The organism is Psychrobacter sp. 1044 (genome assembly GCF_904846525.1).
Classification (GTDB): domain Bacteria; phylum Pseudomonadota; class Gammaproteobacteria; order Pseudomonadales; family Moraxellaceae; genus Psychrobacter.
In genome coordinates, this window is the sequence record NZ_CAJHAZ010000007.1 from 98,661 (window position 1) to 111,511 (window position 12,851).

The window sequence follows — 12,851 nt, forward strand, 5'->3', positions numbered from 1 at the left end:
ATAATACCTAAAAACCACTTATTAGTGGCGAATTTAGAAGATATTCATCCATTCTCATTAAGCTATTTGCAATCGATCATTTGGTAGATGGGTTAAAATATTTTTCTGTTCAATATTTTATCCGCTACTTACTGACATTGATAACATCACACACTCATACATCTGATGATTAAAGATGTTTGTTCATCATGCCAGCAAACTGATTCTTTTTTAAAAGAGGCACGTTTATGTCAGCACCACAACCCAATAAAATCCCTGTACAGCAAATTGACCTTGATGCAACCAAGCATCGAGTTCACCCTAGGTTTGTCACCGGTTTTTATCAAAACATTCGTGTCGTCACGATGTATGCGCTTTTAGCCGCTTTTCTGCTGTTGCCATGGTTACGTTATAATGGTAGGCAAGCAATATGGCTTGATGTTCCCTCGCAGCATTACTATATTTTTGGCATGACTTTTTTGACCCAAGATTTTTACTTCATTGCCGCCTTTGCGATTATTGCCGCATTCACTTTATTCATGGTGACTGTGTATGCAGGGCGTGTTTGGTGTGGCTATGCCTGCCCTCAGACGATTTGGACACATCTTTATCAATATGTTGAAAAATGGGTGATTGGCGATCGCAACAAGCGTATCAAGTTTGACAAAGAACCGATGAGCGCAAAAAAAGCCTTTAAACGTTCTTTGGTATATTTTATTTGGTTGGTATTTTCAGTGATTACCGCGGCAACCTTTGTCAGTTATGTCGCTGGAACAGATTATTTATATCAAAGCTGGCAAACCATTGGTTTTATTCCTATTCCTGATTGGCCAACATGGGTATGGGTGTCGATGTTTATTTTCACCTTTGCTACCTACGTCAATGCAGGTTATATGCGTGAGCAGATGTGTATCCAAATCTGCCCATACGGTCGTTTTCAAAGTGTCATGTTTGATAAGGATACCTTGGTCGTATCTTATGATTATGAGCGCGGAGAGCCTCGCGGGGCACGCAAAAAAGGCACGCATCCTGAACATTTAGGCGACTGTATTGAATGCACCATGTGCGTGCAGGTATGCCCGACTGGCATTGATATTCGAGATGGCTTGCAAGTTGCTTGTATACAGTGCGCGGCTTGTGTTGACGCTTGTAATGAAATTATGGATAAAGTCGGCTATCCACGTGGGCTCATTCGTTATACGACAGAACGACAGTTGTCAGAAAAAGAAAATACCCGCGTCATCAGTCCACGTCTATTTGCTTATTTAGCCGTTATTACTATTTTATGTGGTGGCGTTATTTATGCGTTGACGGACCGTGTACCCTTAGAGATTGATATTCGCCGTGACCGTAACCAGTTGTCCTCAGTGAATAATCAAGGCATGATTGAAAACAGCTATATCGTCAAGCTGACTAATAAAACACAAGAGCCGCATACCTATACAATAACCCTTGCTCCACAAGAAGGTTTGAGCTTGGAGCTGCGATTCAACGATGTACCATTAGAAGCAGGTGAAAGCTTTGATATGCCTGTGAGTATTTATGGCGACCCTAAGGTTATCGATTTTGAACAAACATCAGTGACCCTAAATGTGACCAGTGAAGATGGTCAGTATAAAGTCAGTAAACAAAACGTATTTACTACTCAAGGGCAGTAAGTTTTTATAAGCAATTAATAGCTTAGCTAGTGCGGGTCCTCATTTTAAAAGTGGTAATAAAAATGAGATAAATGGCAGCTAAACTGGGAAAATAGTACAGATAATATCGTACTATTAACCAACTGTTTGATATAGTTTGGCAAAATTTAACCATTTTTAATCCGTTTAGGTGCTTTCATTCAGATTGAAGACACGCCCTAGTATATAATTCTATATTTCACCTGTGAGTCAGTGGCTAGCAGGTGGACGATTTATCATTAAACTGGCAGCTGTTTCGCTGTCAGCTTATCCATTGATACAGTTTATAGATATCTGATAAACAGATATCTGATTAATAGGTATTTTATGTCTACTCCAGCATCAAATTTTAAGCATCAAGATACTCAGCCATGGTATAAGAATTACATGGTGGTTATTTTTGTTATTGGCATGCCAGCATTTGTCGTAGTGGCCTGTATCTTTTTTGTTTATTACTCTTATCAAATTCGGGATAGCGTGGTACGTGACGACTGGTATATGGATGGTAAGACGCTTTATCATGATGTGTCACGTGACAAATTGACTTATGACTTAGATTTGCACGGCGAAATGCAGTTTGCAGATAATGGTGATGTTGTATTCTATCTAAATTATCCTGAACAGAGTCTGCAATCAGGTAAACTGCTGAATGGCAATCCTCTGGCTTATCCTGAAAAACTAGATCTGTCTATCTCGCATGCAACCGACATCAAAAAAGATCACGATGTCGTACTTCAACATGTCGAGGGCAATAAATACAGTGCGCAGGTAGATATAGATCCTTTAAAAGCAAAATATTATCTACAAGTAAGTAGTGATGGTAAAGATGACTGGCGTATGCAAGATGTAGCGAAATTACCACGTTCAAAAGTTAGCTTTGACCCATTACCTGTTTTTGCAGAAAGTTGATTTTACCAATCTTGCTATTATAAGCATGGTTAATATTCAATTTATTAACACATAAAAAACCAGCCATTTATCAATAATGAGCTGGTTTTTTACACTAACGGTTTATGCTATTTTTTATAAATGTCACTTAATATTATCGAATAAGCGAATCGTTAAATAACAGGATTTATTGTTGGAATTTTCTGATTCGTATGCTTATTTTCTGCTGAATTATCCGACTCTGTCGAAAGCAGCTTACGATCAAACTTCGGATTGAACGCTTGGGTTGTTGGCGATACAGGTAAGCCAATTTCAGCCAAGCTCTCGGTCTGCCCAGCTTGAATGTTATCTCCTTCAAACAAACGCTCATTTTCATCACGATCAAGACTTAACTGCTCAAAATCAAACAATTCACGGTCTGCTAGTTGCGACGGTGCGACGTTTTGCATGGCTTTAAAAATAGAGGCCAAACGCTGCGGATGAGCATTATCCCATTCCCGCAACATATCGTTGATAATGGCTCTTTGTAAGTTGGTTTGGCTGCCACATAAGTTGCACGGAATAATTGGAAATTCTTTTAAGCGAGCATATTCGATGATGTCTTTTTCTTCGACATAAGCCAATGGGCGAATAAGTAGATTTTGCTTGTCATCACTGAGCAATTTCGGTGGCATCGATTTAAGAGTACCGCCATGAAATAAATTCAAAAAGAAAGTCGCCAACATATCATCGCGATGATGACCCAGCGCAATTTTGGTTGCGCCAATCTGCTTAGCAAAACCGTATAACGAGCCGCGGCGGAGACGTGAACACGCCGAGCAATAAGTTTTGCCTTCTGGCACCACGCTCTTAACGATACTATAAGTGTCTTTTTCTAAGATATAGTGAGCAATGCCCTGCTCGTTTAGATACGCTGGCAAAATATCCTCAGGGTAACCGGGTTGCTTTTGATCGAGATTGACCGCGACGATATCAAAGTTAATCGGGGCGATACGCTTGAGTAATAGTAAAATATCCAGCAAAGTATAGCTGTCTTTACCACCTGAAACACAGACCATCACCACATCGCCGTCTTCGATCATATTAAAGTCACGAATCGCCCAAGAGACTTGTCTACGCAGCTTCTTTTGTAGTTTACGGAACTCTGCTGATTCAGTAGACGCTGACGGTGCAGTAGCGATACTGTCTTCTTCATTTGTATGATCGTCAGCAACATCCTCATATTCCATGCTATCACCATCAGTGTCCCAAGCATGATTATCCAAACCTGTATCAGCTGACATATCATCGATTTCAGGCGTAATTTGTGGCGTAAACAAGGTTGCTGCGGTCATAAGTTACTCAATATCTTTACAAAGGAATTTTGCTAAAAAATGGAAGAATAAAGCCTTTAGCAAGGAGTTAATAGTACAGTGGCTCTAAAAGCAGCGATTATAACAAAATTTGCTAACAGATTGAAAAGATGAGATTAAACTATCAGATTAAATATTCAGTCTTTTTTATGGCTTAGCTTAGAGAATGCTGAACATTCGACCAGCACTGCTGATAGCTCCACACTTTTATAAACAAACTTCTCATTTGAGCTGATTAAGGTTTCATATCGTATTTATAATGGCTTCGTGGTTCTGTAATGAGCGTATTTTTGCTAAAATAGTCGTTTTTCGCAAACCCATTTCGCAAACCAATAATAGATACCACTATGACTAATGTTACTTCGCAAAGTACCTCTAATAATCAAGCCTTCGATACTGACTTAAATGCTCTGCATAAAAGCCAAAATGCCGTTGTGCTGCTGTCAGGCGGGCTTGATTCGGTGACTTGTTTGTATTGGGCCAAGGCACGTTATGCGTCGGTGACTGCGGTCAGTTTTAATTATGGTCAACGCCACAATAGTGAGCTGGTCGCGGCAAAAGCCATCGCTGAGACTGCCGAGGTCAATCATAGAATCATCGATATTGATATCGCTCAGCTTGGTGGCTCTTCGCTGACAGATCACAGTATGATTGTTCCTGATGGCGATACGGATAAGTTCCCCAATAAAAAGCGTGATGAGATCGATAACGACGCTATTCCCAACACCTATGTGCCTGCGCGTAATACGATATTTTTGTCTTATGCGCTAGCCGTTGCTGAAGTGACCGATGCCAATCATATCGTCATTGGCGTCAGCTCAGTCGATTACTCAGGCTACCCTGACTGTCGTCCAGAGTATATTGCCGCCTTCGAGCATATGGCCAATCTTGCCACCAAAGCGGGCGTTACCGGTCATCACTTATCCATTCAAACGCCATTACAGCAACTGTCAAAAGCAAAAACCATTGAGCTTGGATTGTCATTGGGCGTCGATTATGGGCAAACCATATCTTGCTACCAAGCCGATGCACAAGGTCTTGCTTGCGGTGTATGTGACAGCTGTGCCCTACGCCGTCAAGGATTTGCTCAGGCGGGCATCACTGACCCAACCCATTATCAATCTTAGTTAATGATGGGATTGCACTTGCATGAAAGCGTGATAGCAATCAACATTAGCGAAACATTCGCTTGCATTAACACAGCACGCCGCCGTTGTATTTTAACTCACATACTTGTTATGGTATGAGCGATTGCATTTATCACAAGATATAAGTAACCATATTAGTCAACGAACTATGAGTACTTTTGCTTGACTTTGAGTACAAAATTTAGAAAATTGATGTTACCCGTAAGAGGATATTTATGAAGTTGTTGCCATTATTACCCCTAGCTTTAGCTGCCATTTTTGTGATGCCACAAGCAAACGCTGCCGATATTAAGCAAAATAACATCAATACCTGCGTTAATGGTGCGGTCAAATATAAAGTCGCTGACAAAGGCGATGCGACCAAACTATGCAATTGCACTATTGGCGTGCGTAGCAACATGACCATCGGTCAGATGTGGGAAATTGAGAGCTATGCCCAAGACAAAAAAGATCCGTCTGGACTGCCTTACGTCAAAAAAATGCAAAAAGATTTGCAGCAATGCACTGTTGGCTTAGATTTAAAACAGCCACAAAAACCAGCATAATACACATCTCATTTGATATAAAAAAGACTGGCTATTGCCAGTCTTTTTTGTTGTCAATACAGGCGCAAAGTGTAAAACTGATTATGAATCGCTGCTAATCTGCTTATAATAAGCACACAGCATAGATTATCAATCGACATAAGCACTGATATAAGTACTGACACAAACAAAAACGAATAAGGATTTTATAATGGCAAAACCAACCACAGAAAACCTAACCTTACCTGACTTTCCAGTGACGATAGTACGAAAGCTTGCCGGCAACTTTATCCATGATGAAATCAATCTCCAAGAGATGATTGCCAATACTGATAAAGGGCTTATTCTGTACTTTTATCCAAAAGACAGTACGCCAGGCTGTACCACTCAAGCAACCGAATTTACTGCTCATCTCCATGAGTTTGATGATTTAGGCTATGACATTATCGGCGTCTCACGTGATAGTGTTGAATCTCACGAGAAATTCATCACCAAATATGATTTAAACATTGCCCTTATCAGCGATACTGATGAAAAACTATGCCAATACTTTGACGTTATTAAAGAAAAAAATATGTACGGCAAAATAACATTAGGGCTGGTCCGCTCAGCGTTCGTTTTTAACAAAGATGGCGAGCTGACCCATGCTCAGCGAAATTTACGTGCCAAAGGCTACACTGAACGTTTGCTTGAAACCTTAGCACCTTAACCAATAAAACTAAGAGTCATAAAAAAGCATTTTAAAATAGACGCTAATAATCATTACGATAAACGCTGGATATCAGAGGCTGAAAGTCGTTTTTGAATGACTATCTTTTAGAGCAATCTCTTATCAGAGGAATCTCTTAAAAAAATTATCTAAAAAACAGCCCTGAATAATAAACATCTTATAACTTGAGAATAATATGAATAAACAATCCGATACAGCAGCGGATAACACAGTATCCAAAGCTACTCGCAAAGTATCTGTTGCCATTATCGGTGCAGGTACTGCTGGGCAAAATGCTTTTCGTCAAGCCAGTAAAACCCATGATGATGTTGTTATTATTAATGACGGATTCTGGACGACCACTTGTATTGCGGTCGGCTGTATGCCAAGCAAACTATTGATTGCCGCCGCTGATCGGGCCTATGAAGCCAATCACTCTGCTGAATTTGGCGTCCATGCCACTGTCCAGATAGATGGCAAGCAAGTCATGCAGCGCGTTCGGGACGAGCGTGCTCATTTTGCTAGCTACATCAAAGCTCAAGTAGATAGCTGGCCTGATCACAAAAAAATCTCAGGACGCGCTCATATCAATAACCGAGGATTCATTGAAGTCAATGATGCGCTGATTGCCGCTGACAAAATCATTATCGCCACGGGCAGCTCTCCATTTATCCCAGATGGCTGGGCAGATAAGCTTGGTGACGCCATGCTCACCTCTGATACGATCTTTGAGCTCACAAATTTACCAAAAACAATGGCCGTCGTCGGTACAGGTGCTATCGGATTAGAGCTTGCGCAAGCCTTTAAACGCTTAGGCGTAGAAGTAACTTTGTTTAATCGTGTCAAACGTGTTGCAGGTCTCAAAGACGATGATATCAATAACAAAGCTATCGATTGCTTAAGCCGCGAATTGACCATGCATTTGGGTAGCAAAATCAGTGATGTCGGCGTGCAAACAGCCACGGATAATGACCATTCAGCCGCGTTCATTGATTATGAAGACAGTGCTGGAGAGTCGCAACAATGGCAAGGTGAGTATGTACTGGTTGCCACTGGTCGCCGCAATAATATCAAACCGCTAGGAGTTGAACATTTAGGCGTTGAGCTTGACGACAAAGACCGTCCAAAGCACTTGAATAAAAAAACAGGTCAGATTGGTGATTTAGATGTCTATATCGTTGGTGATGCCAACGCCAACCTTCCACTATTGCATGTGGCCAGCGATGAAGGCTATAGCGCTGGAAGTATGGTCTGCGAGAATGAAGACGCCGCTCATATTCGCCCGCCCGCCACGCCCTTCTCTATTGTGTTTTGTTCACCACAAATCGTTAACGTCGGCATGTCTCTACCAGACATTCAGCAGGATATAAGCTTAGAATATGTCATCGGTAGTGTCAGCTTCGACAACCAAGGACGTAGTCGCGTGATGGGCGTCAACTGTGGCCTGCTACATATCTATGGCTGTAAAAAAACTGATAGAATCTTAGGCGCTAGTATGGTGGGTCCTGATGCCGAGTATATTGGACACATTTTAGCGGCAGCGATTACCAATGATTTGAGTGTTAAAGCCATGCTCGATACGCCTTTTTATCATCCTACGATATTAGAAGGCTTACGTACCGCGTTACGCGATGTTCAACACAAAATGGCAATACCTTATCAGTACCAAGACACACAGGAAGATAGCTTTTAAGCATCAGCTCAGCTACACTTTCAAAACAAGGATGTGTCGTATTAATCATCACTCATGTTGTATTTGGTAGCACTGACGACTTGAGGTATTTTAAAAACTCTGCATGGACCAAAAAATGGCAATCGCTAGTATTACTGATTTTTTTAAAGAGATTGTTCGTGACCTGCATACTAGCCTCTACCTTGCGCTTGGTGGCTCTGTCGATGAAGAGTCACTTGATTGGTCGTCTCAAGCGGTAGAGCTCGCTAGTACTGCCATCAAAATCCTAATACTGCTGGCAGTGTTGGGATTTTTTTATTGGCTTGCCATTTATATCCTTAAGCAAAGTAGGACAAAAATCCGCCTGAATGAGCGCCGTACTAAGATTGTCCGTTCAGTCTTGCGTTATATCTGGATAGTTGCCAGCTTGATTGCCATTATGAGCCAGATTTACTTTGAGCCAGAGACTATCAAAGCCACTGCAAAAGCCAGTACATGGGCGGGGATTTATTATGTACTTTGGGCGTCATCTGGACAGATTATCCATAAGGTGTTACAGCATTATGGTCTCAATGCTTCTATAGAGCAGCTGCTTCAAAACATCTTGTCAGTGCTGCTATTGGTACTCGGACTTGCCAGCGTCATGGCGCAATTTGGTTTCGATATCGTCTCATTGGTCGCAGGTTTAGGGATTGTGGGCTTGGCAGTCGGTTTTGCTGCCCAATCAACGCTTGCTAATTTCATTGCAGGTATTACCATTTTACTCGAACAATCTTTTCAGGTTGGCGACTGGATTCATATCAATGACAATGAGGGTCGCGTCGTACTCATTGCGTTACGCACCACCCATATTTTGACGCGAGACAACATCACCGTCATTATTCCCAACTCTAACGTTGCCTCCTCTGAGGTGACCAATTTAACCTCCAAGAACTTCATACGTTTCGATATTCGTGTGCGTATCGCCTTTGAAGATGATGTCGATACTGCTCGCAAGGAAATTTTGCAGGTGCTTACTGACACCGATGTGGTACTCAGCCGTCCTGAAACCTCCGCCACCGTGGATGAAATTGGTGAATACGGAGTGTTCTTTATCGTGCGTTTTTGGGTCAAGCCTGCTGCTGTCGCGCGCATGCCCAAAATTAAAGAAGGTCTAAAAGAAGATATCAAGCGTGCCTTTGATGCCGCTAATATTTCTACTCCTTATCCTCATATGCGTCTGCTTATGCCAAAGGATGTGGATTATCCTATTGCCACTAAACCTTTTGCGACTACAACGCAGGTCGTGTCAGAAACACCACCACTGAGCAAAGCGGATAAATAAGCTCATTATATTATTTATCTCTTGAGCAATTTATCCCACAATTTTTAGGCTTAAGGTTTTCATCCTCAGTATGGTAAGCATGATTTTGTGAAAGGTAGCGTTGCTGAATCTCTCTTTGATAAACACCACCACTTTAAACCATCCTGCCCTGAATTATGGTAAAATTGGCGGTTAAACATCTTATTTTATGATGTGCATTACTTATCAATTTAGCCCACAGGTATCCGTATGACCGAAACAACCGCACCCGCATCTCTAACAGCAGCTTCACCAGAATTGTCGCTTGACCTTATTATCACCTGTGCCGATGGGCTTGAGGCACCACTCCAAACTGAGCTGACAAGTTTTGGTATTGCAAGCGAAATCAAAAGTACAGGCCGTCTGGCAGTTACTGGTACTTTGCGTGACTTATATAGTATTTGTTTGTGGTCACGTGTCGCCTCGCGGGTATTAATGCTCATTAAACGCAAAAACATCAATGCCGAATACGATGTGGCTGAGCAACTTTATGGCTTGGCAAAATCGGTCAATTGGATTGAGCAGTTTAGTTTAGAACAAACCTTTGCCATTCGTCTGTCGGTCGACAAGCGTGTCGCCGTCAGTCAACAGTTTGCGATGCTACGTATCAAAGATGCGATTGCAGATACATTCAATGAAGTTTATGACAGCCGTCCTAACGTCGATAGTAAAAATCCAGACTTTTCTATATTTGCAACCGTGAATGATAAGCAAGCTGAGCTGTATTTAGATTTATCAGGTACCAGTTTGCATCGCCGTGGGTATCGTGTGGCAATGACTGAAGCACCACTCAAAGAAAACTTGGCAGCGGCTCTACTATATAGTGCAGGCTGGCACAAGAAAAATGAAGCTGGCAATGCACCTTTTTATAATGCGCTAATTGATCCAATGTGTGGGTCTGGCACCTTTATTATTGAAGCACTACTCATGCATTGCGATTATGCCGTGGGTATCGATAAAGCCGCCAATCAATTTGGTTTTTACCAATGGCAGCATCATGACGATGCCTTATGGCAACAGATGATCGATGATGCCCAAACACGCTTCCGCGAAGCCTTAGCAATTGCTAATGAGCAACCAGATACATTACCACTGATTTTGGGCTTTGATGCCGATAGCGGCGCGATTTTAGCAACAGAGAAAAACCTGATTGCCGCAGGGTTGCAAGATTTACTGCCATTACTTGATCTTGAGACGCGGGCGCTTGACCAGCTGAGCACTATTTTGAAGCCATTGGTCGATGACGGTCGATTGAGCAACCCTCTAGTCATCACCAACCCACCTTATGGTGAGCGTTTGGGTGATGAAGAGATGATTAAGCCGTTATATCAGGCGATTGGGCTTATTTTGCAAGACAGCTTTGCTGGTAGCGGCATCGACCCGATGCTTGGCATATTGGCATCTAATGTTGAGCAAGTTGATATCTTACCGATTAAAGAACCAAAAACCTTACGCTGTCATAATGGTGCTATCACGGTTTATTTCCGCTATGGTACGTTGATTGCTGGACAAACGGGCAATCTCGTTAGTCGCTTCGAAAAACGTGAAATTGAAGTGGAAGAGGGACAAGACTTTATCAACCGCTTGCAGAAAAACCTGTCCAAGCTGAAGAAGTTGGCTAAAAAAGACAAGGTTAGTAATTTGCGCGTTTACAATGCGGATTTGCCCGACTTCAAAGTCGCCGTCGACTTATATGGCGACTATGTGCACGTGCAAGAATATGCGCCACCAAAAACCATTCCACCTGAGACGGCTAAAAAACGCTTCAACTTGGCACTAATGGGTATTCGTGAAGTTTTTGGTATTAACCGTGAACAAATATTTATCAAAACCCGTGCACGCCAGTCTGGTAATGACCAATATAGCAAACAGAACACCACAGAAAAGCGTGGTAAATTTCATGTTGCACGTGAAGATGGTGCTTATTTTTACGTCAACTTTACGGACTATTTAGATACGGGTTTGTTCATTGATCACCGTAATATGCGTGCCCGTATCAAAGACAACAGTCGTAATAAATCCGTACTGAACTTATTTGCTTATACCTGTACGGCAAGTGTCCATGCAGCATTGGCTGGCGCGAAAAAAGTCACCAGCGTTGACTTGTCACAGAACTATCTAGACTGGGGCAAGCAAAACTTTGTATTAAATGGTCTGGACGTTAGCCGCAATAAATATCAATTCGTCGCAGCCGATATCTTTGAGTGGATTAAAGACAACACTGAACAATTTGATGTCATCTTTATCGATCCACCGACTTTTTCAAATTCGAAAAAGTTCCAAGGTACCTTTGATGTGCAGCGCGACCACTCTGCCCTCATTAATCGCGCGATGAACCGCTTGACCTCTGACGGGATTTTATATTTTTCAAATAACTTTACCCGCTTTGAGCTCGATGAGCAGTTAACCGAGCGTTATGATATTGTCGATATCACGCAAAAAACCATTGGTTTTGATTTTGATATTAAAAAGCCTATTCATCAAAGCTTTGAGATTCGTCATCGTCAGGGCTGATAATTTAGGTTTATGGATGGATATGAAGGTTAACCACCGCATTTAGACGCCATCTTTTATAGTCAGTCTTGTCGTACACATAACAATGACCCAATCGGCTTTGATTGGGTCATTTTTTGTTGCTATGATAGAGCGTCACTAAATACTAGCTAAGTAATAGCTAAGCAACCGTGAAGCGTATATTTACGAGCGCTTTAATCCCACTATTGCGATTGTTTTTATTTATATAACTTAACTATCAAACCCTTAATCACTCTAATAACAAGGATAACACCATGGCTTTATCACTTAATAAAGGCGGTAACTTATCGCTTACCAAAACTGACCCAAATTTAACGAAGTTACTTATCGGTCTTGGCTGGGATGAACGCGCAACTTCTGGTGCTGAGTTTGATCTTGATGCCAGTGTGTTTTTACTGAATACGGCAGGTAAAGTACGCGGCGACCATGACTTCATTTTCTATAACCAGCTTAAGTCTGATAATGGCGCGGTTGAGCATACTGGTGATAACCGCACTGGCGAAGGTGATGGCGATGATGAAGTCGTCAAAGTAAACCTGACTCAAGTACCTGCTGATGTGGATAAAATTGTCGTCACTGTTACTATTCATGATGCGGCGGCTCGTAGTCAAAACTTTGGTCAAGTTGCCAATGCCTTCATTCGTGTCGTGAATGAAGAGACAGGCACTGAAGTGGTACGTTTTGATTTGGCAGAAGATTACTCTGTGGAAACAGCAATGGTATTTGGCGAAGTCTATCGTCACAACGGTGAATGGAAATTCCGCGCCGTTGGTCAAGGCTATTCAGGCGGCTTGCAAGCCATGTGTCAACAGTATGGCGTTGTTATCTAATGTGATAACTTATTCATGCTTAGACTACTATATGACAATTAAACTCAAAATATAAAGCAAGTATTAGCGCTCTATTTTTACTCACCATTAGCAATGATAATGGCTGTAAAATATGGTTGCAAAATAGTCACAATTATTCATAGCTAAATGACTAGTAATGCTTTATGTTTCGTTTAGAATTATGCAAAAAAAGTGG

General features: G+C 41.8%; 10 protein-coding genes. 9 read left to right on the forward strand and 1 reads right to left on the reverse strand.

All coding sequences use genetic code 11. The annotated features are described in order from the left end of the window. Positions 1 to 227 precede the first annotated feature (227 nt). Together ccoG and JMX82_RS06415 are read left to right on the forward strand one after the other, a co-directional pair. Positions 228 to 1,637 (forward strand): cytochrome c oxidase accessory protein CcoG, encoded by a 1,410-nt coding sequence (gene ccoG, locus JMX82_RS06410; protein ID WP_201539920.1) that lies wholly within the window; start codon positions 228 to 230, stop codon positions 1,635 to 1,637. Between the two features lie 345 nt (positions 1,638 to 1,982). Further along, positions 1,983 to 2,564: a FixH family protein gene (locus JMX82_RS06415; RefSeq protein ID WP_087813718.1), complete on the forward strand. Its 582-nt coding sequence runs from the start codon at positions 1,983 to 1,985 to the stop codon at positions 2,562 to 2,564. 152 nt (positions 2,565 to 2,716) lie between these two features. On the opposite strand, the gene ttcA is transcribed toward JMX82_RS06415, so the two are convergent. Next, positions 2,717 to 3,877: a tRNA 2-thiocytidine(32) synthetase TtcA gene (gene ttcA / locus JMX82_RS06420; protein WP_201539921.1), complete on the reverse strand. Its 1,161-nt coding sequence runs from the start codon at positions 3,875 to 3,877 to the stop codon at positions 2,717 to 2,719. 428 nt (positions 3,878 to 4,305) lie between these two features. On the opposite strand from ttcA, the gene queC reads away from it, so the two are divergent. The 7 genes from queC (at position 4,306) to JMX82_RS06455 (ending at position 12,655) form a co-directional block, all read left to right on the forward strand. Further along, entirely contained in the window at positions 4,306 to 5,022 is a 717-nt protein-coding gene (gene queC, locus JMX82_RS06425; RefSeq protein ID WP_167541684.1) for a 7-cyano-7-deazaguanine synthase QueC, read from the forward strand. Between the two features lie 236 nt (positions 5,023 to 5,258). Then, positions 5,259 to 5,588, forward strand: coding sequence for a hypothetical protein (locus JMX82_RS06430; protein WP_045445384.1), 330 nt, complete (start codon positions 5,259 to 5,261; stop codon positions 5,586 to 5,588). Positions 5,589 to 5,778: 190 nt separating this feature from the next. Continuing rightward, positions 5,779 to 6,276, forward strand: coding sequence for a peroxiredoxin (locus JMX82_RS06435; protein WP_201539922.1), 498 nt, complete (start codon positions 5,779 to 5,781; stop codon positions 6,274 to 6,276). A gap of 196 nt (positions 6,277 to 6,472) precedes the next feature. After that, positions 6,473 to 7,969, forward strand: coding sequence for a dihydrolipoyl dehydrogenase (locus JMX82_RS06440; RefSeq protein ID WP_201539923.1), 1,497 nt, complete (start codon positions 6,473 to 6,475; stop codon positions 7,967 to 7,969). Between the two features lie 115 nt (positions 7,970 to 8,084). Then, positions 8,085 to 9,272: a mechanosensitive ion channel family protein gene (locus tag JMX82_RS06445; protein ID WP_226950312.1), complete on the forward strand. Its 1,188-nt coding sequence runs from the start codon at positions 8,085 to 8,087 to the stop codon at positions 9,270 to 9,272. Positions 9,273 to 9,500: 228 nt separating this feature from the next. Further along, positions 9,501 to 11,804: a bifunctional 23S rRNA (guanine(2069)-N(7))-methyltransferase RlmK/23S rRNA (guanine(2445)-N(2))-methyltransferase RlmL gene (gene rlmKL, locus JMX82_RS06450; protein ID WP_201539924.1), complete on the forward strand. Its 2,304-nt coding sequence runs from the start codon at positions 9,501 to 9,503 to the stop codon at positions 11,802 to 11,804. Between the two features lie 275 nt (positions 11,805 to 12,079). After that, positions 12,080 to 12,655 (forward strand): TerD family protein, encoded by a 576-nt coding sequence (locus JMX82_RS06455; RefSeq protein ID WP_055123872.1) that lies wholly within the window; start codon positions 12,080 to 12,082, stop codon positions 12,653 to 12,655. Positions 12,656 to 12,851: the final 196 nt, after the last annotated feature.